Annotated in this window: 20 protein-coding genes; 5 read left to right on the top strand and 15 right to left on the bottom strand. The window is 61.8% G+C overall.

Annotated elements, in window-relative coordinates; translation table 11 throughout:
• Window positions 1–7: 7 nt before the first annotated feature.
• From EP237_RS21550 to ccoN, 6 genes are all read right to left on the bottom strand, one after another.
• Window positions 8–493: a FixH family protein gene (locus EP237_RS21550; protein WP_127562894.1), complete on the bottom strand. Its 486-nt coding sequence runs from the start codon at window positions 491–493 to the stop codon at window positions 8–10.
• A gap of 1 nt (window position 494) precedes the next feature.
• A complete protein-coding gene (ccoG, locus tag EP237_RS21545; protein WP_127562893.1) occupies window positions 495–1,922 on the bottom strand; it encodes a cytochrome c oxidase accessory protein CcoG in 1,428 nt (475 codons plus the stop codon).
• Window positions 1,923–2,501: 579 nt separating this feature from the next.
• Window positions 2,502–3,404: a cytochrome-c oxidase, cbb3-type subunit III gene (gene ccoP / locus EP237_RS21540; RefSeq protein WP_127562892.1), complete on the bottom strand. Its 903-nt coding sequence runs from the start codon at window positions 3,402–3,404 to the stop codon at window positions 2,502–2,504.
• Window positions 3,401–3,619, bottom strand: a complete 219-nt coding sequence (locus tag EP237_RS21535; RefSeq protein WP_127562891.1) for a cbb3-type cytochrome c oxidase subunit 3 — start codon at window positions 3,617–3,619, stop codon at window positions 3,401–3,403. The genes ccoP and EP237_RS21535 overlap by 4 nt, the downstream gene beginning before the upstream one ends.
• Window positions 3,620–3,633: 14 nt before the next feature.
• Window positions 3,634–4,356, bottom strand: a complete 723-nt coding sequence (gene ccoO, locus EP237_RS21530) for a cytochrome-c oxidase, cbb3-type subunit II (protein WP_127562890.1) — start codon at window positions 4,354–4,356, stop codon at window positions 3,634–3,636.
• A 13-nt stretch (window positions 4,357–4,369) separates the two neighbouring features.
• Complete coding sequence (gene ccoN, locus EP237_RS21525; RefSeq protein ID WP_127562889.1) at window positions 4,370–5,974, bottom strand: cytochrome-c oxidase, cbb3-type subunit I; 1,605 nt, start codon at window positions 5,972–5,974, stop codon at window positions 4,370–4,372.
• Between the two features lie 198 nt (window positions 5,975–6,172).
• Between ccoN and EP237_RS21520 the strand changes: the two genes are divergently transcribed.
• Window positions 6,173–7,012, top strand: coding sequence for a universal stress protein (locus EP237_RS21520; RefSeq protein ID WP_127562888.1), 840 nt, complete (start codon window positions 6,173–6,175; stop codon window positions 7,010–7,012).
• Between the two features lie 178 nt (window positions 7,013–7,190).
• Window positions 7,191–7,331: a hypothetical protein gene (locus EP237_RS23245; protein WP_158514300.1), complete on the top strand. Its 141-nt coding sequence runs from the start codon at window positions 7,191–7,193 to the stop codon at window positions 7,329–7,331.
• A gap of 15 nt (window positions 7,332–7,346) precedes the next feature.
• On the opposite strand, the gene fnrL is transcribed toward EP237_RS23245, so the two are convergent.
• Window positions 7,347–8,093, bottom strand: a complete 747-nt coding sequence (gene fnrL, locus EP237_RS21515; protein ID WP_127562887.1) for a transcriptional regulator FnrL — start codon at window positions 8,091–8,093, stop codon at window positions 7,347–7,349.
• Window positions 8,094–8,178: 85 nt separating this feature from the next.
• Between fnrL and hemN the strand changes: the two genes are divergently transcribed.
• Complete coding sequence (gene hemN, locus EP237_RS21510; RefSeq protein WP_127562886.1) at window positions 8,179–9,534, top strand: oxygen-independent coproporphyrinogen III oxidase; 1,356 nt, start codon at window positions 8,179–8,181, stop codon at window positions 9,532–9,534.
• A 15-nt stretch (window positions 9,535–9,549) separates the two neighbouring features.
• On the opposite strand, the gene EP237_RS21505 is transcribed toward hemN, so the two are convergent.
• The 5 genes from EP237_RS21505 to EP237_RS21485 all read right to left on the bottom strand — a co-directional run bounded on the left by EP237_RS21505 (window position 9,550) and on the right by EP237_RS21485 (window position 15,989).
• Window positions 9,550–11,142: an ABC transporter ATP-binding protein gene (locus EP237_RS21505; protein WP_127562885.1), complete on the bottom strand. Its 1,593-nt coding sequence runs from the start codon at window positions 11,140–11,142 to the stop codon at window positions 9,550–9,552.
• Window positions 11,139–12,251, bottom strand: a complete 1,113-nt coding sequence (locus EP237_RS21500) for an ABC transporter permease (protein ID WP_127562900.1) — start codon at window positions 12,249–12,251, stop codon at window positions 11,139–11,141. The genes EP237_RS21505 and EP237_RS21500 overlap by 4 nt, the downstream gene beginning before the upstream one ends.
• Before the next feature lie 12 nt (window positions 12,252–12,263).
• The gene (locus EP237_RS21495) at window positions 12,264–13,418 is read right to left on the bottom strand and encodes a microcin C ABC transporter permease YejB (RefSeq protein ID WP_127562884.1); all 1,155 of its coding nucleotides are present in this window, start codon (window positions 13,416–13,418) and stop codon (window positions 12,264–12,266) included.
• A 6-nt stretch (window positions 13,419–13,424) separates the two neighbouring features.
• Window positions 13,425–15,305, bottom strand: a complete 1,881-nt coding sequence (locus EP237_RS21490; RefSeq protein ID WP_127562883.1) for an extracellular solute-binding protein — start codon at window positions 15,303–15,305, stop codon at window positions 13,425–13,427.
• 156 nt (window positions 15,306–15,461) lie between these two features.
• Entirely contained in the window at window positions 15,462–15,989 is a 528-nt protein-coding gene (locus EP237_RS21485; protein ID WP_127562882.1) for a c-type cytochrome, read from the bottom strand.
• Window positions 15,990–16,097: 108 nt separating this feature from the next.
• Between EP237_RS21485 and EP237_RS21480 the strand changes: the two genes are divergently transcribed.
• On the top strand, window positions 16,098–16,928 hold the full coding sequence (locus tag EP237_RS21480; RefSeq protein WP_127562881.1) for a prephenate dehydratase: 831 nt from the start codon (window positions 16,098–16,100) through the stop codon (window positions 16,926–16,928).
• A gap of 3 nt (window positions 16,929–16,931) precedes the next feature.
• Here EP237_RS21480 and EP237_RS21475 read toward each other — a convergent pair whose 3' ends face one another.
• A complete protein-coding gene (locus tag EP237_RS21475; RefSeq protein WP_127562880.1) occupies window positions 16,932–17,408 on the bottom strand; it encodes an SRPBCC family protein in 477 nt (158 codons plus the stop codon).
• Between the two features lie 46 nt (window positions 17,409–17,454).
• Entirely contained in the window at window positions 17,455–18,426 is a 972-nt protein-coding gene (gene nudC / locus EP237_RS21470) for an NAD(+) diphosphatase (protein WP_127562879.1), read from the bottom strand.
• A gap of 171 nt (window positions 18,427–18,597) precedes the next feature.
• Here nudC and EP237_RS21465 point away from each other — a divergent pair, with 171 nt between their 5' ends.
• Window positions 18,598–20,436: a bifunctional 2',3'-cyclic-nucleotide 2'-phosphodiesterase/3'-nucleotidase gene (locus EP237_RS21465; protein ID WP_127562878.1), complete on the top strand. Its 1,839-nt coding sequence runs from the start codon at window positions 18,598–18,600 to the stop codon at window positions 20,434–20,436.
• Window positions 20,437–20,441: 5 nt separating this feature from the next.
• Here EP237_RS21465 and ypfJ read toward each other — a convergent pair whose 3' ends face one another.
• Entirely contained in the window at window positions 20,442–21,281 is an 840-nt protein-coding gene (gene ypfJ / locus EP237_RS21460) for a KPN_02809 family neutral zinc metallopeptidase (RefSeq protein ID WP_127562877.1), read from the bottom strand.
• Window positions 21,282–21,358 lie beyond the last annotated feature (77 nt).

Here is a 21,358-nt window from a genome sequence, read left to right as displayed (position 1 = left end):
GGCAGGCCTATCCCCGCACGGTGAAGGTGATGTTGTGGCGGTAGTCGGTGCCGTCGCGGGCGGTGCCGGTCAGGCGCAGACGCCAGCGTCCCTCGGACACCTCAACTGGTGCGGTAAAGGCTCCGGCGTTCCGGGTCAGCTCCAGCAGTTGATCTTCCTGGCGGTTGGTGGGACGGGTCAGAAGCGCCTCGAATTCCGCAGGCGCGACGGGCTGGCCACTGTCATCGACCAGAAGCAGGGTCAGCACACCGGACTCGGCATCAACCTCGACCGAAGCATTCCAGCCAAGCGCCTCCTGTGCATCGCGCCGCAGATTGAAATCCTGACTGTCCGCGTAGGAAGACGACACCTCCAGCCCCGGAAATGTGCTGACTGCATTGAATGCCATGTACAGGTTCACACCGATGATGATGCCGAATCCGGCAATGAAGATCATCAGGACCTTGCGGCCGGTCAGTTCCCTGCCCCCCGGTTGTTGGTCTGCATCGCTCATGTCAGTTCTCCCGTCCGTTGAACACGGTGTCCTCAAAGGTCCGTGTGCCGCTACTCTGGTCTTCCACCCAAAGGCGGAAATCGGTGCGGTCCAGGCTTGCTGCCGGATCACCCGGCCGCGCCAGAACATAGACCCGCTGCAACTGCGTGCTGTCGGCGGGCACGGTCACGGTCAACTCTTCCGTGCCCTCCAGTTCCACCCGCAGGATCTCGTCCGAGGTCAGCGAGATGTGGAAGTCCGTTGCATCGTGCTGCATGTTGCGGATCCGCACGTCATAGGTGTTGCGGATTGTGCCGTCCGAGAGGGTCACGTAGGTCGGATTGCGCACCGGCGATACGGTGATGTCGATGTCGGACCGGATGAACAGCATCACGGTCAGGCCGATGCCGATCGCCGACCAGAGCACGGTGTAGATGATGGTGCGCAGGCGGAAGATGTGCTGCCACACCGGTTTTTTTGGGTTGCCCGCGCGCTCGTTGGCCTCGTCGGTCAGTGCCATGTAGTCGATCAGGCCGCGCGGCTTGCCGATCTTGGCCATGATGTCGTCGCAGGCGTCGATACAGAGCGCGCAGGTGATGCATTCCAGCTGCTGGCCATCGCGGATGTCGATGCCCACCGGGCAGACATTGACGCAGGCCATGCAGTCGATGCAATCGCCAAGCTGGTCGGCATCCGCGCCCTTGCGGTGCTTGCCGCGCGGTTCCCCACGCCATTCGCGATAGGCAACGGTGATCGAGTCCTCATCCATCATCGCGGCCTGAATGCGCGGCCAGGGGCACATGTAGATGCAGACCTGTTCGCGCATGAAGCCACCGAAGACGAAGGTGGTGAAGGTCAGGATGCCAATGGTGGCGTAGACCACATAAGGCGCCTGGAAGGTGACCAGATCCCCCAGAAGCGTCGGCGCATCAGTGAAATAGAACACCCAGGCCCCGCCGGTTGCGACCGCGATCAGGAACCAGCTGATGTATTTGATGACCCTGAGGCGAATCTTCTTGGCGTCCCATTTGGCTTTCCACAGGCGCAGGCGCGCGTTGCGGTCGCCCTCGATCCAGCGTTCGACAGTGTAGAAGAGGTCGGTCCAGACGGTTTGCGGGCAGGCATAGCCGCACCAGACCCGGCCAAGTGCCGAGGTGAACAGGAAGAGGCCAAGGCCCGCCATGATCAAAAGGCCCGCGACGAAGTAGAATTCGTGCGGCCAGATCTCGATCCAGAAGAAGAAGAAGCGGCGGTTGGCGAGGTCCAGCAGCACCGCCTGATCAGGGAGCGAGGGACCACGGTCCCACCGAATCCAGGGCGTCAGGTAATAGATGCCCAGGGTGACGATCATGATGATCCACTTGAGGTTCCGGAAATTGCCACTCACGCGCTTGGGAAAGACCGGTTCACGGGCGGCGTAGAGCTTTTGCGGTTGTTCTGTGGAACTCATGACGGGATCGTCCCTTTGCGTGCGAATTGCCTTGGCTTGCTAGGTGTTTAGGCGCGGGGGCGGTTGTAAACTTTGACGTGGATCAAGAATCGCCGCTGCACTGCAAAAAAGATGAGTTGCCGGAATAGGTTTTGCAGTCTGTTGCGACAATTCACCCGTAGAAACGCAACACCCGGCCTCAGGGAAAGGTTGGCATTTGACAAGCGCAACGGGGTCGGACCTGCGGGTGGATCAACCCACGCGGGATTGCTGCGTCCTGCACAAGAGAGAAGGTGTCATGATAGGTGCCGCGCGGGACAAGGGAGGTGTCGGTTCTGCAGGAAACGCGCGAACAGGACCAGAACCGACACCCTTTCCATCGGCCGGGAGGGGCCTCCGGATCTCTTGTCTCTTGTGGTGTCGGCCCTGAAGGAAACGCGCGAACAGGACCAGGGCCGACACCAGTCCCGCCAGCCGGGAGGGGCCTTTGGGATCTCTTGTCTTTTTCGGTGCCGGCCCTGTAGGAAACGCGCGAACAGGACCAAGGCCGGCACCGTTAACCGAAGGCCGGGAGGGGCCTTCGGATCTCTTGATCGGGGATTATTCCCCGCCGCCCAGAGAGTGGACGTAGACCGCGACCGAGCGCACTTCGGCTTCGCTCAGACGGCCAGCCTCGGAGGCTTCCGCCGACCACGGTGGCATGACGCCGAACCGGGCGAAGCGCACGGTGTGCTCCAGCGATGCCTCGTCCCCGCCATAGAGCCAGATGGCATCGGTCAGGTTGGGGGCGCCGAGGAACCGGTCGCCGGTGCCGTCATCCATGTGGCATGCGGCGCAGTTGTTGAGGAACACCTCTTCGCCTGCGGCGGCCAGCGTCGCATCATGCTCCTGGTTCGACAGGTTGCGGACATACTGCACCACGCTTGTGATTTCCTCATCCGACAGGATCTCGTCGAAGGCGGTCATCTCGGAGTAGCGCGCGTCGAAATCGTCCTCGTTCCGGATGCCGTGGCTGATGGTGTAGTGGATCTCGTCGATCGAGCCGCCCCACAGCCAGTCATCGTCCAGCAGGTTGGGATAGCCAATCGCACCAGCCGCACCAGAGCCGTGGCACTGCGCACACCAGGTGCGGAAGATCGCGCCGCCGCCCTGGATTGCGTAGTTGTAGAGGTCGGGATTCTCATCGGCAGTGATTGCCGCAAGCTCCACCTCTTCGATCTGCGCACGGATCGGGGCGTTCATCTCTTCGAAGGTCGCGATATCGGCAGCCACTTCGCCGCGGGTCGAGTACCCCAGAACACCGGATGTCGCAGAACTGACCAATGGCCAGGCCGGGTAGAGCACGGTATAGACAACGCCCCAGATGATACAGGCGTAGAAGGTCCACAGCCACCAGCGTGGCAGCGGGTTGTTGAACTCCTTGATCCCGTCCCAGGAGTGGCCCGTGGTATCCGGATCGCCGTCCTGCAGGATCTGTTCTTCGGGATGGTTCTGTTCGGTCATTGCCGCGCCTCCGTAAGATGGGCGTCCTGGGCGCCGGGCAAAGGCGCCCGGGCCGGCTTGTCGTCGTGGCGGAAGGGGATGTTCGCGGTGTCCTGGTGCACCTTGCGGCTACCGGGCCGCAAGGTGAACAGGATCACTACGACGAAGACCAGGAACATGAAAACCAGTCCCCAGCTTCCCGCGAAGACCCGCATGATGGTGTAGGTATCTTCCATCTGTCAGGCCCCCATTACCGGCTTTCGTCGGGCGTGAAGGTCGAGAAATCGACCAGCGTACCCAACATCTGCATGTAGGCGATCAGTGCATCCATCTCGGTCACAGCCGGATTTCCGTCAAAGTCGCGCACCTGCGCCCCGGGATAGCGTTCCGCCACCGCGTCATCACCGAAATCGGTGGCCTGTTCGACAAAGTCGTAGGCCGCCTGTTCGATCATGTCGTCAGTGTAAGGCACACCCACGATCCGGTGCGTCGCCATGAGATCGGCGATATAGCCCGGTTCGATCTCGGTCTCGGCGAGGTAGCCGTAGGACGGCATCACCGATTCCGGCACCACCGACTGCGGATCGGAGAAGTGATCCACATGCCATTCGTCCGAGTAGCGGCCACCGACGCGGGCAAGGTCAGGCCCGGTCCGCTTCGATCCCCACTGGAACGGGTGGTCATACATGGACTCTGCCGCGAGGCTATAGTGCCCATACCGTTCCACCTCGTCCCGCATCGGACGGATCATCTGGCTGTGGCAGACATAGCACCCTTCGCGAATGTAGATCTCGCGCCCGGTCAGTTCGAGCGGGGAGTAGGGGCGCATGCCCTCCACTTCCTCGATCGTGTTGTCCAGGTAGAACAAGGGGGCGATTTCCACGATACCGCCGACGGTGACCACCCCAAGGCTCAGCACCAGCAGGAGGGTCGCGTTGGTCTCGATCTTCTTGTGTCCGTCGAGAAAAGCCATCTTGGTTCCCTCCTTATTCTGCGGGTGCCGCAACGGTGGAGTCTGCCTTGGCAGTACCCTTCCGCACGGTCATCCAGAGGTTGTAGGACATGATCAGCGCACCGCCGAGGAACATCGTCCCACCCAGGCCACGGACCACATACATCGGGAACTTGGCGGCCACGGTGTCGGCGAAGCTGTTCACGAGGAACCCTTGCGCGTCGACTTCACGCCACATCAGACCTTCCATGATACCGGTCACCCACATGGACGCCGCGTAGAGCACGATGCCGATGGTGGCGAGCCAGTAGTGCCAGCTGACCATCCGCAGGCTGTAGAGGCGTTCTTTGCCCCAGAGCTTGGGAACCAGGTAGTAGAGCATCCCGAAGGTGATCATCCCGTTCCAGCCGAGCGCACCGGAATGCACGTGACCAATGGTCCAGTCGGTGTAGTGCGACAGCGAGTTCACCGCGCGGATCGACATCATCGGGCCTTCGAAGGTCGACATCCCGTAGAAAGCCACCGAGGTCACCATCATCCGCAGGATCGGGTCCGTGCGCAGCTTGTCCCATGCGCCAGACAGCGTCATCAGACCGTTGATCATGCCACCCCAGGAGGGCATCCACAGCACGACCGAGAACACCATGCCAAGGGTCGAGGCCCAGTCAGGCAGCGCGGTGTAGTGCAGGTGGTGCGGACCGGCCCAGATATACAGGAAGATCAGTGCCCAGAAGTGGATGATCGACAGCTTGTAGGAGTAAACCGGACGCTCAGCCTGCTTCGGAATGAAGTAGTACATCATGCCCAGGAAGCCCGCAGTCAGGAAGAAGCCCACAGCGTTGTGGCCGTACCACCACTGGGTCATGGCATCCTGAACACCCGACATCAGCGAGACGGAGCGCGATCCCCAGATCGACACCGGCACGGCCAGGTTGTTCACGACATGCAGCATGGCAACGGTGACGATGAAGCTGAGGTAGAACCAGTTCGCCACGTAGATGTGGGGTTCCTTCCGCTTCAGCAGCGTGCCGACGAAGAGCAGCAGGTAAGCCACCCAGACCACGGTCAGCCACAGGTCGATATACCATTCCGGTTCTGCATATTCACGGCCGGTCGAACCACCCAGAACATAGGCCGTTGCGGCCAGCAGGATGAAGAACTGGTAGCCCCAGAGCACGAACCAAGCCAGACCGCCGCCCCACAGGCGCGCGGCAGAGGTCCGCTGCACGACGTAGAAGGACGAGGCCAGCAGGCCGGTGCCGCCGAATGCGAAAATCACCGCTGACGTATGCAGCGGGCGCAGGCGACCGAAATTGAGATACCCTTGCGCCCATTCGAAGTTGAGCTCGGGGAAAGCCAGCTGAAATGCGATGAAGACCCCCACAAGGAAGCCCACAACGCCCCAGAAGGCGGTCAGAGCCACACCGACGCGCACGGGGCCGTCCATGTACTCTGCTTCCAGTACCGCAGCCGGAACCGGTTCATCTGTGCGGCGCAGCTGCCACAGGAAAAGCCCTGCTGCTGTCACCATGACCAGGATCATATGGATCATATAGATCATGTCCCGGGCATAACTGGCCGCGATTGCGGCCAGCACCGCAACCAAGCCAAGGATCAGTAGCTTTACGTAATCAAGCATCGATCGTCCCTTCGTCGTGCCCCGGTACCGACTCGACTCAAGCCATCCGGGACTGTTCCATCTGCTCCCCAAATCGCGCAGCCGCAGCATTGGGGCCTTGATCCATGTCAAGTTTGACGAAGGTTCCTGTTGATGCAGGTCAATGTGTGTCCGCGCTGTGCACGATATTGATAAATTAGCAGCCACGGAGGACCAATCATGGCCTATAAAAGCGTTTTCACCGTCATCACCGATCTTTCCGATGTGGGGCCGGTGCTGGAAGCCGCCCTGCCCTTCGTTCGGGCCGAGGGGGCGCATCTGAATGTGCTTTGCCTTGGCATCGACCGGACCCAGACCGGCTATTACTTTGCGGGCGCCACCGCGATGATGCATGAAGAGACCCTTTTGCATGCACAATCCGAAGCGAAAGAGATCGAGGACGCCGTGCGCGAACGGCTCGGTCGGACCGAGGTCAGCTGGGGTGTCGATGCCGTCATTGCCCAGACCGCCACGGTCGCGGGGCTTGTGGCACGGCGGGCGCGCTTTGCCGATCTGGTGATGCTTCCCAAACCTTATGGGCCGAACCGCACGATGGATGCGCCGGTGATCGTGGAATCCGCCATGTTCCAGGGCCAGGCCCCGGTCATGGTCCTGCCCGGTGACGCAGCGCCCGGCACTACGCCCTCCAAGGTCGTCATTGCCTGGAACGAAAGCGCCGAGGCGATGTCGGCGGTGCGCCGGGCCCTGCCCCTGTTGATTGCGGCCGGCGAGGTCAACATCCTGATCATCGACCCGCAGACCCACAGTACCGACAGCGCCGACCCCGGCAGTGAGCTGTCCGAGATGCTGAACCGCCATGGGGTGAAGGTCGAGGTTTCGATTGTCGCCAAGACCCTGCCGCGCGTGTCTGACATGATCCTGCGCCACCTGTCGGACCAGAACGCGGAACTTCTGGTTATGGGAGCATACGGGCATTCCCGCTTCCGCGAGGCCATTCTGGGTGGGGCAACCCGCAATCTTCTGGAACAGGCCGAAGTTCCGGTGCTGATGGCTCACTAGGCTGCGTCGATCCAGCTGCATCGGTGGAAGGGGCATCCGCAGGGTGCCCCTTTTCCTTTGGGCAACAGCCTGAAATCAAAACAAAATTAAGCCGGTGTGAATTTCCTGTTGTGTAAGTGTCTAATCTACACTATAGTGAGTCGTATAGCCCGAACACAAACCCATAGGACCCGAACCCATGTTCTGCACCGCCCATCACCAGCCCCGCCCGCGCCCCGCCACTGCCGACATCGCCCGCACCTCCGACCGCCGCGTTCGCGTTGCAGCCGACAAGCCCCGCGCGCCCGGTCAGATCTTCACCGATTTCGCCAGCATCTGAATTTTCCGGATCCGGTCAGATATAGACGCCGCCATCCGCGTCATCGCCGGTTTCATCCATCAGCGCCTCGACATCCGGCACGATGATATGGCGCTTACCCTTCAGTTCGATCACGCCATCGCGCTTCAGCGCGGACATCTGGCGGCTCACGGTTTCCAGCGTCAGGCCAAGATAGTCGGCCATTGCCTCACGAGTCAGCGGCAAATCGAACGCCAATTCGGTCGCATTTTTCGAGTTCTTCAAACTCGCATCGCGCCGCGCGATAATCGACAGGAAGCTCGCAATCTTTTCCCGGGCAGTCTTGCGCCCCAAAAGCAGCATCCATTCCCGCGCCGCGTCCAATTCATCTAGAGTCATTTCCAGAAGCCGCTGGCTGAGATGAGGTGTTTCCTCGATCAATCCCTGAAACGGGACGCGACGGAAACAGCACAACATGACATCAGTCGCAGCGGTCACATCATAGGACACTGATTCGCGGTTCGGTCGGCCAAGGAAATCGCTTGGCAAAAGCAGGCCAACCATCTGGCGACGCCCGTCTTCCATGGTCTGGGTAAGCGAGGCGACCCCCTCGACCACAGAGGCCACGAAATCCATCTTGTCACCGGCCCAGGCAATGGTCTGCCCGGCCTCGAAACGCCTGTAATACTTGATCGCGTCAAGTTTTTCGAGCTCATCGCTTTCGCAACGGGCACAAACGGCGCGGTGCCTGATCGGGCAATCCGCACATGTCATTTCCGAGAGGGCCAGCGATCGATTGGGCATTTGCGTTTCCTTGAGCTCCGCTCGAAATTTCGACATTTGATCTCGATCAAATACAGTCTGTCCTGCGCCCCCTAAAGCTATCGCAATGGAAAACCTTGCGCAACTTCGTCGCCTCGGACTCTTCGAGGCTAAAGTCCCGCGTTATACGAGCTATCCGCCTGCCACGAAGTTCTCGAACGACGTGGATTCAGGCGTGTACGCGGACTGGATCAATACAATACCCGCCGGAACGCGGGTTTCATTGTATTTGCACGTGCCCTTCTGTCGCAGGCTGTGCTGGTTCTGTGCCTGCCGCACCCAGGGTGTGCGCAGCGACGAACCTGTCCGCGCCTATCTGGAGACGTTGAAGCAGGAAATTCGCAAGATCGGCGCAATGCTGCCCGAAGGGGTAGAGGTCGCGCGTCTGCATTGGGGTGGGGGCACCCCGACGCTGCTGTCTGACGCCATGATCACCGATCTGGCCGAAGAACTGGCGCGGGCATTCCCCTATTCCGACGGCATGGAATTTTCCGTCGAGATCGACCCCAACGAGATCGACGCCGCGCGGCTGGACGCGCTGGCCGGTGCCGGGCTGAACCGCGCCTCGATCGGGGTGCAGGATTTCGACCCTGGCATTCAGAAGATCATCGGCCGCATCCAAAGCTACGAGGTCACTCGCGATGCAGTGGAACAGCTGCGCGCGCGTGGCATTGCATCGCTCAATGCCGACATTCTCTTTGGCCTGCCTGATCAAAACCAGAAGCGGATCTCGGATTCAGTCCAGATGCTTCTGTCGCTCTCGCCTGACCGGGTCGCGCTTTACGGCTATGCGCATGTGCCGTGGATGGCGCGGCGGCAAGCCATGATCCCGACGGATTCGCTGCCTCGACCCGAAGAACGGCTGGAACTGTTCGAAACCGCCCGCCGCCTGTTCAAGTGGGACAATTATCAGGACATCGGCATCGACCATTTCGCCAAACCCGATGACGGGCTGGCCAAGGCCGCGCGCACCGGGCATCTGAGACGCAATTTCCAGGGCTATACCGACGACACCTGTGACGTGCTGATCGGCCTCGGCGCATCGGCGATTTCAAGGTTCCCGCAGGGCTTCGCGCAGAATGCCTCTGGCACCGCCGACTATCAGAAGGCCGTGCGCGCCGGTGAACTCGCAACCGGACGGGGCCATTGCTTCAAGGGTGAGGACCGCCTGCGCGCAAGGCTGATCGAGGCACTGATGTGCGATTTCCATATCAACAGCGCCGAAATCCGCCGCGATTTCGGGATTGGAGATCAGCAGCTGGAGGCACTGTATCGCACGGCAGAGCAGGCATTTCCCGCCATGGTGACATGGGATGCCAAAGGCTTTCACGTCCGGCAGGAAGGCCGTGCGCTGACCCGGCTGATCGCGCGCGCCTTCGATGAATACGAGATGCGCGAAGAGGGCCACAGCTCGGCCATCTGAACCGGGTGGCCCGCCTCAGACGCGGGTCTGCCCGAAGGCTGCTGCCATCAGCTCCCGCGTGTAGGCCGTTCGCGGGTTGCGGAAGATTTCGGCATTCGTGCCGGACTCGACAATATCGCCCTGCTTCATGACGATCACCTTGTGGCTGAGGGCGCGCACAACTTTCAGGTCATGACTGATGAACAGATAGGCCAGGTTGTGCCGTTTCTGCAGCCGTCGCAGCAGGTCGACGATCTGCACCTGCACGGTCATGTCCAGCGCGCTGGTCGGCTCGTCCAGCACCACCAGTTTCGGGTTCAGGATCATCGCGCGGGCAATGGCGATGCGCTGCCGCTGGCCGCCGGAAAACTCATGCGGGTAGCGGTGCATCATGGCGGGGTCCAGCCCGACCTCGGTCAGGATATCGGCCACCAGTTCATAGCGGTTGGGGTTTCCCGAAATCTCGTGGACTCCCAGACCTTCGGCCACGATCTGTTCGATCGTCATGCGGGGGGACAACGAGCCGTATGGGTCTTGAAACACCACCTGCATGTCCTTGCGCAGAGGCCGGATGCGGGTGGAGTTCCAACCTTGTATCTCATTGCCTAGAAAGGAAATCCTGCCCTCCGAGGACAAAAGCCGCAGGATTGCCAGCGCCAGTGTGGTCTTGCCGGAGCCGGATTCTCCGACAACGCCGAGCGTCTCGCCCTGACGCACGGAAATCGTGGCCTCATTCACCGCCTTCACATGGCCCACCGTCTTGCGCAGCAACCCGCGCTGGATCGGGAACCAGACACGCAGCTTGTCGGTCGAAACGATCTCGGTTGCGCCCTCGGGCACCGGGTCGGGTTCGCCCGATGGCTCAGCCGCAAGCAGGGTCTGGGTGTAGGGGTGCCGCGGGTTGGCGAAGATCTCCTCCGTCGGGCCAGCCTCCACGATCTCGCCGCCCTGCATCACGCAAACCTTGTCGGCGATGCGCCTGACGATACCGAGGTCGTGGGTGATGAACAGCAGGCTCATGCGTTCGGACCGCTTCAGATCGGCCAGCAGGTCGAGGATCTGCGCCTGAATGGTTACGTCGAGCGCTGTGGTGGGTTCATCCGCCACCAGCAGATCAGGCCCGTTCGCCAGTGCCATGGCGATCATCACCCGCTGGCGCTGCCCGCCTGACAACTGGTGCGGATAAGCGCGCAGGCGTGTTTCCGGGTCTCGGATACCCACCTTGCGCAGCAGGTCCAGAATGCGGGCTTCAGCGGCGGCACCGGTCAGGTTCTGGTGCAGGGCAAGGCTTTCTCCCAATTGCTTTTCGATCGTGTGCAACGGGTTCAGTGACGTCATCGGCTCCTGAAAGATGAAACTGATGTCGTTGCCCCTCACCCGGCGCAGCTCTGCTTCCGGTGCGTTGATCATCTCGGCGCCCGCATAGCGAACCGAACCCGACACCTCGGCGCTTTCGGGCAGCAGCGAAACCGTGGACAGGGCCGTGACCGATTTTCCTGACCCTGACTCTCCCACCAGCGCCACGGTTTCACCCTTGCCGACCTCGAAGCTGACATTCTTCACGGCGTCCGTCGTGGCGCCGTCCTGGGTGAAGCTCACCGACAGGTTTCTGACCTGAAGCAACGTCATTCGAAGGTCTTTCTGGGGTCAAACGCATCGCGCACGCCTTCAAAGATGAAGACCAGCAGCGACAGCATGAAGGCGAAGGCCGTGAAGGCGGTGAAGCCAAGCCACGGGGCCTGAAGGTTGTTCTTGGCTTGCAACGTCAGTTCCCCGAGCGACGGGGCAGAGGACGGCAGGCCGAAGCCGAGGAAGTCGAGCGCGGCGAGAGAGCCGATGGTGCCCGTCACGATGAAGGGCAGCATCGTCAGCGTCGCCACCATTGCATTGGGCAGCACATGGCGGAACATGATCGTGCCGTTACCCACGCCAAGCGCGCGCGCTGCCCGGACATATTCGAAATTCCGCGCCCGCAGGAATTCTGCCCTGACCACGCCCACAAGCGCCGTCCAGCCGAAGAGCGTCATGAGGAACACCAGAAGCCAGAAATCCATCCGGAAGATCGCCGCCACGATGATGATGATGTAAAGGCTCGGGGTCGCCCCCCACAACTCGATCACCCGCTGGAACAGCAGGTCAATGAGCCCGCCGAAATAGCCCTGAACGGCGCCTGCCGCGATGCCGATGACCGAGGTCAGGAAAGTGACGATCAGGGCAAAGGCCACGCTCAGCCGGAAGCCATAGATGACGCGCGCCAGCACGTCACGCGCGGTGTCATCGGTGCCAAGCCAGTGGTCGGCATCGGGCGCCGACGGGGCCGCGCCGCCGATATCGTTGACGGTGTTGTAGCTATAGGGCACCGGCGGCCAGATCAGCCAGCCGCGATGGAAATCCTCAACGCTTTCCTCCAGCGCCCCGTTCCGGGCAGCCTCAATCACCGTTTCGGGGTCATCCCAGCAATCGTCGATGCCGCCGGATATGATCAGACATTGCACCTCGATATCCCGATAGACAGCCTCGGTTCGGAAATCCCCGCCGAACTCCGTCTCGGGGTAGAAAGTGAAGATCGGCGTGTAAAGGTCACCGCGATAGCTGACCAGAAGCGGGCGGTCATTGGCCAGAAGCTCGGCAAAGAGCGACAGGACAAACAGGATGCCGAACACCCACAAAGAGAACAGTGCCCGGCGATTGGCCTTGAAGTTACGCCAGCGGCGCTTGTTGAGCGGAGAGAGACGGATCAGCGCCATGGCTCAGGTCTCCCTCGATTCAAAGTCGATCCGGGGGTCGATCCAGATATACATGAGGTCGGAGAAGAGCCCCACGACCAGCCCGATCAGCCCGAAGACGAAGAGGGTCCCGAAGATCACCGGGTAATCCCGGCTGACCGCTGCCTCGAAGCCAAGCCGCCCCAACCCGTCGAGCGAAAAGATCGTTTCAATAATCAGCGACCCGCCGAAGAAGACCGACACGAACACCGCCGGAAAGCCCGCGATCACGATCAGCATGGCGTTTCGGAAGATATGACCGTAGAGGACGCGCGACTCGCTCAGCCCCTTGGCCTTGGCGGTCATGACATATTGCTTCTTGATTTCGTCCAAGAAGCTGTTCTTGGTTAAAAGTGTCAGCGTCGCAAAGGCGGAAATGGTCGAGGCCAGCACCGGCAATGTGATGTGCCAGAAATAGTCCAGCACCCTGCCGATCAGGCTCAGCTCCTCCCAATTGTCGGACGTGAGGCCCCTTAGCGGGAACCATTGCCAGTATGATCCGCCTGCGAACAGGACCAGCAGAAGGATCGCGAACAGGAAGCCGGGGATCGCATAGGCCACGATGATGACGCCGCTGGTTATGGTGTCGAAGCGGCTGCCGTCCTTCACCGCCTTGCGGATGCCAAGCGGGATCGAGACGATATAGGCGATGACCGTGGACCACAGGCCAAGCGTGATCGAGACGGGCATCTTTTCCAGCACCAGATCAACGACCGAGATAGAGCGGAAATAGCTTTCTCCGAAATCGAAGCGCAGGTAATCCCACATCATCAGGAAGAAGCGTTCCAGCGCCGGGATATCCTCGGTCGTGCATTCTTCGGCCTCGATATCGGGTTCACCGCCATAGCCGTCTTCGCAGACAATCCGGGCGAAGTGGAATTCCACCTCAAGCTCGGCGATGAAATCGGGTGGCAGACCCCGGGCACCAAGGTAATTGTCCTCGCCCCCAAGCTCTGCGCCTCCGGCCTCTGCCCCGCCGCCAGAGATACCGGCAAAGACATCGCCTTCGCCCTCCAACTCGGCCATGATCTGGTCAATCGGGCCACCGGGCACGAATTGCACCAGCGCGAAGTTGATCACCATGATCCCGATCAGCGTCGGAATCATCAGCAACAGCCGTCTGAAAATATAGGCGCCCATGTTGGCTTAGAACGCTCCTGCGTCGCGCAAGGCGGCCTCGGCATCCGGGTCGATCCACCAGAAATCGAGGAAGCCGAGCGAATAGGGCGGCAGGTTCTCGGGATAGCGGTACATGTCGTAATAGGACACCCAGTGGTTGGGGTTGTACCACTGCGGGACGCGGAACCGTTCCCACCGAAGGACGCGGTCCAGCGCGCTGACCGCGACATTCAGCTCCTCTTGCGTTTCCGCATCGACAACGGCCTCGACCAGCGCATCCACAGCCGGATCGGCCACGCCTGCGGGGTTGAAGACGGAATCATTCGCCATGGCAGACCCGAAATACTGGCGCAGGCCAGACCCGGGCTCATAGCTCATCGGGAAATGGTCGGTGATGATGTCGAAATCATAGTCCCGTTCGCGCTGGCTGAACTGGGCATTGTCGACCCGGTTCAGGCGCGCATCAATGCCGATGGCCTGAAGGTTTTCTACATAGGGGTTGATGATCCGGTCAAAGAGCGGGCTGGCATTGAGAAACTCGATTTCCAATGTTTCGCCTGCCGCGTTGCGCAGCATGCCATCATCACCGGGCACCCACCCGGCCTCTTCCAGCAGCGCCAGCGCCTGCCGTGCGCGGCGGCGGTCGAAGGACCGGTCCGGGTTCGCGGGCTCAATTGTATAGACCGGCTCGCTCAACACCTCGGGGCGCAGCATGTCGGCCAGCGGTTCCAGCAGGGCAAGCTCCCCGTCAGAGGGCATGCCGGTCGCGGACAGTTCGGTGTTTTCCCAGAACGACACGTTCGGCGTGTAGAGACCGTAGAAAAGAGTCTGGTTCGTCCATTCGAAGTTGAACATCAGCGAAATGGCCTCGCGCACGCGCACGTCCTGAAACTGCGGGCGGCGCAGGTTCATCACGAAGCTCTGGCCAGAAGAAATGGTTCCGTCCGGGATTTCTTCTCGTACGACCAGCCCCTGTTGCAGCTTGGGGAAGTCATAGGCCGTGGCCCATTGCGCGGAACTACTTTCCTGACGGAAGGTATATTGGCCCGCCGTGAAGCCTTCGAATGCGGCAATCGCGTCGCCGTAATACTCGATTCGGATCGCATCGTAGTTGTGACGGCCCTGATTGATTGGCAAATCATTGCCCCAGTAATCGGGATTGCGGCGGAAGACGGTCCGCTCGCCCACCTCGATACGTCCAACGACGTAAGGGCCCGAGCCCACCAACGGCTCCAACCGGCTTTCATCGAAATCCAGCCCGGATGCTTCATGGCTGGCGCGGCTGAAAACCGGCAGTCCACCGGCATTGTCAATGCGGCCGCGCAGAGGGGCCTCGGGGTTGAAATCGAAACGCACGCGGCGATCATCCAGAGCTTCCGCCCCGGCAATGGTCAGCCCGATCGAGGCGCGGAAGGACGGCAGCCCCTCGTCGCGCAGGATTTCATAGCTGAACACAACGTCATCGGCGGTAACGGGTGTGCCGTCGGAAAACCGCGCTTCCTCGCGCAGGGTGAAAATCACGTAGGACCGGTCCTCGGGGTAGGCGATGCTTTCGCAAAGAAGGCAGTAGGAACTGCCGATCTCGTCCGACGTGCCCTCCAGCATCGACTCGAAGAAGATCGAGGCCAGAAGCGCCGGGCGCCCCTGCCGGGTATAGGGGTGCAACGAATCGAACGATCCGGACCATGCGAATGAAAACTCTCCGCCTTGGGGTGCGTCGGGATTCACATAGTCCAGATGCTCGAAATCGGGGCCATAGCGCAGATCGCCGAAGGTCGAGACACCGTGGGTGACGATCAGGTCACCGTCCTGCGAGAAACCGGGGGTGGCCAGAACCGATGCGGCCAGCAGGGGCAAGGCCATCCACCAGGAAACGGTGGGTCGGGTCGCTTGGCGGGTTCGGGTCATGCTGCGCTCCACTGTGGATATCCTGCTTGGTATAGTTATGGGTGCAACTACCCTAAGGACCAGCCCTGTCTTCGTTCAAGGCGAATTACATTTTCGTGACCCGGAAAAGAAAAAGGCCGCCCCGAAGGCGGCCAAATTCTGCGCATCTGGGACGAATCAGTCGTCCAGAGAATCCAGGTAGGCGACCATTGCGGCGCGGTCTTCCACGTCACGCATGCCCGCATAGGACATGGCGGTGCCCGGCGCATAGGCGCGCGGGTTTTCGAGGAAGCCGTTCAGCGCCTCAGGCGTCCAGTTGCCCTCCAGGGAGGTCAGCGTGTCGCTGTAGCTGTGGTTGGGTTCAGACCCGATATCGCGGCCAACGACGCCATAAAGCGAGGGCCCGGTGCCATCGACACCCGGTTCGACCGAATGGCAGCTGCGGCAGGCGCGGAAAGCGCCCTCGCCATCGGCAGGATCAGCGGCGGCGAGGTATTCGGAGAAGGGCACTGCCTCCACCTCTTCCTCTTCTGCGTGATCGCCGTCGCCGGTGTCGATCACATATCCGGCGAGATGTTCGCCATGAGCATCGTGTCCGCCACCGACGCTATACAGGCCGTCAGCAGCCCAACCGCCAAGAAGCAGAACAAGCCAGGCTGCGCAGACGCCGCCAACGGCCTTGGTGAGGGTCATCGTGTCAAACATGGTTATCCCATCCACATTTCGCGTTGGCGGGTATCTACCGGCTTTCATGCCCGGCTTGCAAGGTGTAGTCAGCGCGACAGAACGCCCTTGTTGAAGAAAGTCAGTCAAATGACCGCTCGTATCGCCTTTCAGGGAGAACCCGGAGCCTACTCGCATCAGGCCTGCCACCAGGCTCGCCCGCATCTGGAGGCCCTGCCATGCGCCACCTTCGAGGATGTGATGGAGGCTGTTCGCAACGGGAAAGCCGTGGAGGCGATGCTGCCGGTGGAAAACTCCACCTATGGCCGGGTGGCCGATATCCACCGCCTGTTGCCCGATAGCGGGCTTCATATCGTCGACGAGGCTTTCGTGCGGGTGCATATCAACCTGCTTGGCGTGCGCGGCAGTTCCATTGCCGATATCACCGATGCATGGAGCCATTTGGTGCTGTTGCCGCAATGCGCGGGGTTCCTGCGCAAGCACCAGATCAAGGGCCGCGTCAGCCCCGACAATGCCCGCGCCGCGCGTGACATCGCGGAAAAGGGCAATCCGGCCCATGCGGCACTGGCCTCGGAGCTGGCGGGCGAAATCTACGGGCTCGACGTTCTGGCACGTCATATCGAGGATCATGACCAGAACACCACGCGATTCCTGATCATGTCGCAGCAGCCGGACATGACCCGCCGCGCCGATCACATGATGACCACCTTCGTCTTCCAGGTCCGCAACATTCCAGCGGCGCTTTACAAGGCCATGGGCGGCTTCGCCACGAATGGCGTGAACATGACCAAGCTGGAAAGCTACATGGTCGGCGGCAGCTTCACCGCGACGCAGTTCTATGCCGATATCGAGGGCCACCCGGATGACCACAATGTGCAACTGGCGATGGACGAGCTGAAATACTTCACCTCGCATCTGCACATTCTGGGCACCTACCCGGCGGACCGGCTGCGCGACTGAGGCCTATCCGCGCCCCTGCTGGCGGCGGTATTCATCCTCATACTCGTTGGCCAGGGCCACGATCCGCGAATCGATTTTGCCCTGCACCTGGCGGCGCGCCAGCTTGACCGTCTGAAGGATCAGGCGCGCGGCCAGCGTGGTTGCCTTCAGGTGAGCGGTCACCCGCACTTCGGTCTTTTCCGGCCCCAGTTCTTCGAAATAGAGATCCACGTCGACGGTCATGCCACCAACGGTGGTTTTCATCTGTGCGTGTTCCGGGCGGTTCAGCCGGGTGATGACAGCCTCCACCCCGCGCGCCTTGCCGCGCACAACCGCCGATCCGCGCCAGGAACAGCCCTCTGCGATCTCGGTAAACCCGTTCACCCGGCGGATATCGGCCCCATACTGGCGGGCGGACGCCTCGTAGCGGGTGAAATCGGCAAAGCGGCTGAACGCGAAATCGCGGGGGACGTCAACGTCCTCTCTGGTCTCGAAAATCATACTGGTCCGTCCCCGTTACAATCGTCAGTCCGTATATGTTTGCCCGTCAGTCCAGCCTGTCCGCAAGCCAGTTTTCCATAAGAAACTGTGCAATCGCTCCTTTTCGGGCCGGAAGCAGGGTGGGATGACGGCCTGCAAGGGCCTCGGCCAGCTCTTCCCGGCTGATCCACAGGGCGTCTTCCAGCTCTGCCGGGTCGATGGTGATCTCGCGGCTCAGCGCCTCGCCCCGGCAGCCGAACATCAGCGAAGACGGATAGGGCCAGGGCTGGCTGGCGAGGTAATCCACATGGCCCACCCGCACCGCCGTTTCCTCCGCCACCTCGCGGCGTACGGCGGCCTCCATCGTCTCGCCCGGCTCGATGAAGCCCGCCAGAAGCGAATACATCCCCTCGGGCCAGCCCGGCGAGCGGCCAAGCAGCAGGTCGTTGCCATGGGTGATCAGCATGATCACCACCGGGTCGGTGCGCGGGAAGTGATGTGCGCTGCATTCTGGACAGGTCCGTTGCCACCCCGCCTGGGACATCCGGCTTTCGGTGCCGCAGCGGGCACAGAACCGGTGCGACCGGTGCCAGCTGAGCATGGCCTTGGCGGTTGCCGCGAGTTCCGCGTCACGCGCGGTCAGCAGGGTCATGGCAAGGCGCAGTTCCCGGAACAGCTGGCCGTCTGATGCCGTGGGATGAGCCTGCAAGCTCTGATCCGCGAAAGAATTCAGCTGGTCCGCATCCAGATCATCCGGTTGCCATCGCGAGATATCGGCGGCAAAGCGCAACGCCCCGTCATCATCGCCCAGAAACAACCGTTCTGCGGGTGCATCGGCCAGCATGGGATGGTTGCCATGCACCCAGACGAGCCGCATGCCGCAGTCGTGTTCTTCCATCAGCGGCTTGCCGCGCCAGATGGGCAGCACGCTGCCGCGCCCGTCCTCCAGCGCCGCAGCAAGCCCGGCCTCATCCGCGCGCATCAGGGCTGAACGATCCAGGCCCGAGCCTCCGAAGGTGACTGTTTCCGCTAGCTTCATGTCCCTGCTTTCCGACTGAATCCGTTAATCTTTTTTAAGGCCGCTATGGCAGGAATGTCGCAGATGCGGGAAACAGGCGCAAACCGGAAATCCGTATCCGCGGGTCGCTGGTAATTTCCGGGCCAGTTGGTCTAATTGGTCCGAGGACAGGACGACCAGAAAAGAATTCTCATGCGGACTGAGACAGACCGGCCAGCCATTCCGGCAGAGGGACGGCAGTTGCGGCTCGTGCTGCTGGCGACAACCGACCTGCACGCGAACCTGCGCCCGTACAACTACTATCTCGACAACGAGGCGGATGACCCCTGCCTGGCCCGTATCGAAACGCTGGTCGACAGGCTGCGGGCGGCGGAGCCGAACTGTGTGCTCTTCGACAATGGCGATACGCTTCAGGGCACCCCCCTGGGGGATGTGGCGCAGGAACGGGGCCTGACCGCCCCGCACCCGATGATCGCCGCAATGAACCAGATGGGCTATGACGCCGCGACTGTGGGCAACCATGATTTCAACTACGGGCTGCCGTTTCTGGAGGCGGCCGTTGAAAGTGCGGATTTCCCCGTTGTGCTCGCCAATGTCGACCGGGCCGATGGCACATCCCTGATGCCCCGCTCTGTCATCCTGGACCGGGTTCTGCACAGCACCGATGGCGGCACCGAAAGTCTTCGCATTGGCGTCATCGGTCTGACACCGCCGCAGATCACGAAATGGGACAGCACGCTTTTGACCGGGAAGGTCAGGACATACCCGATTGTCGAGACCGCAACAGCCGAGGCTAAGGCCCTGCGCAAAGCCGGGGCCGATCTGGTCGTCGCGCTGTGCCATTCCGGGCAGGGACCAGAGCAGGATGCGCCCGATCTGGAAAACGCCCTGCTGCCCCTGGCCGCCTCGGGCGCGGTGGATGTCATCGTCGCGGGGCACACGCATCGGGTCTGGCCCGACGGCTCGAACAACGGGCTGATCCATGGCGTGCCCGTCGTGCAGCCGGGCTTTTTCGGATCGCATTTGGGGCAGATCACGCTCGACCTGATCCACCGGGACGGCTGGCAGATCAACGATGCCTCCTCCTGCCTTCATCCGGTTTTGCCAAAGGCGGGGCCGGTTCCGGCTTCCCCTGCCATCCTGTCCCTGTCGGAAGACAGCCACGAACAGACACTCGTCCACACAAGACGGCCAATCGGGGAAACCCGTGCACCGCTGGAAACCTATTTCGCGCTGGCCGGGGACAGCCCGACGCTCGCCTTCATGGCAGAGGCAACCCTGACCCATGCCAGCCGCGCGCTGGAAGGGCACCCGCTGGCCGGTCTTCCCCTTTTGTCCGCGGTGGCCCCGTTCAAGGGCGGTGGGCGTGGCGGGCCGGGATACTACACTGATATTCCCGAAGGCCCCCTGACCATCAGGAACGCAGCCGATCTCTACGCCTTTCCCAATACGTTACAGGTGCTGCGCGTGACCGGCGCCGACCTGACCGACTGGCTGGAACGCAGCGCCAGCGCCTTTCTGCAGATCACCCCCGGCGCGCCGGGACAGGCGCTGCTCGACCCCGGCTTTTCCAGCTACAATTTCGATGTGCTGTTCGGGCTAAGCTATGCCATCGACGTTTCACAACCCGCGCGCTTCTCGGCAGATGGGGAGCAGGTCTTCCCCGGCCCGGGCCGCATCCGGGACTTGCGCTACAAGGGCCGCAACGTGACAGGCACGGATGAGTTCCTGGTCGTCACCAACAGCTATCGCGCGGCGGGGGGTGGGCACCATCCGGCAGCGGCGCGGGGCGAGACTGTGCTGCAAAGCCCGCTTGCGGTGCGCAAATTGCTGGCAGACCATATCGGCGACACCTCTCCGATCCATCCGCGCGCAGAACTGACATGGCGTTTCGCGCCCTTGGGCCGGACGGACGTCACCTACGACACCGGACCCGGCGCATTGACGCATTCCGACCGCGCGGCGGCTTTGGGCCTGCGCCCGCTCGGGCCCGCCCCGAACGGGTTCTACCGTTTTGGAATGACGCTCTGACGCGCCTATAACTGCGCGGCGCTGAACGTATCGCAATCCGCCACTGCGCCAGACGCACGACCGTTATGGAACCACCGCATCCGCTGTGCAGAGGTGCCGTGGGTAAACGTGTGCGGGTTGGGCTGCCGACCGGCACGGGCCTGCAGGTAATCATCCCCGATCCGTTCGGCGGCGTTCAGCGCCTCTTCCACATCGCCGGTCTCCAGCAGATCCGACACGTGATAGGCCCAGACCCCGGACAGGCAGTCGGCCTGAAGCTCCACCCGCACCTGCAAGGCATTCGACTCGCGCTCGCTCATCGTGGCGCGCAGCTGGTGGACTTGCCCCAGAATGCCAAGCTCGTTCTGGATGTGATGGGCGACCTCATGGGCAATCACATAGGCGGCGGCAAAATCGCCCCCTGCCCCAAGCCGCTGCGCCATGAAGCCGAAAAACGCGGTATCCAGATAGGCGCGCTGATCGGCCGGGCAGTAGAACGGCCCGGATGAGCCGGACGCCCCGCCGCAGCCGCTTTGCGTGACCTCACTGAACAGCACCAGCTGAGGGGCGCGGTAGCTGCGGCCAAGCTGGTCGGGGAAGACATCGGTCCAGACGGTTTCCGTCGTGGTCAGCACCCGCGCAACGAAATCACCTGCCTGCTCCTCTGCCTCGCTCAGATCGCGCGATTCAGTCGATTGCTGCGACGGGGCCGCCTGATCCAGCAGGCCCGTCACATCCACTCCGGTAAAGTAACCGATGGCCAGCACCACCAACAGCCCCACGCCACCGATGCCACCCGCGGCCCGGCCACCCCTGCCGCGCCTGTCGATCACATTGCGGCTGCGGTTCACTCCTCGAAGGCGCATGGGAAATCTCCTGTCTCAAATACCGTGCGGCAGTCTAGGTCACGCACTCATTAATGGCTAGCGGCGCTTGAGGATTG

Source organism: Nioella ostreopsis, assembly GCF_004000255.1.
In the GTDB taxonomy this organism is placed as follows: domain Bacteria; phylum Pseudomonadota; class Alphaproteobacteria; order Rhodobacterales; family Rhodobacteraceae; genus Nioella; species Nioella ostreopsis.
This window is presented reverse-complemented; position numbering and strand designations above follow the sequence as displayed.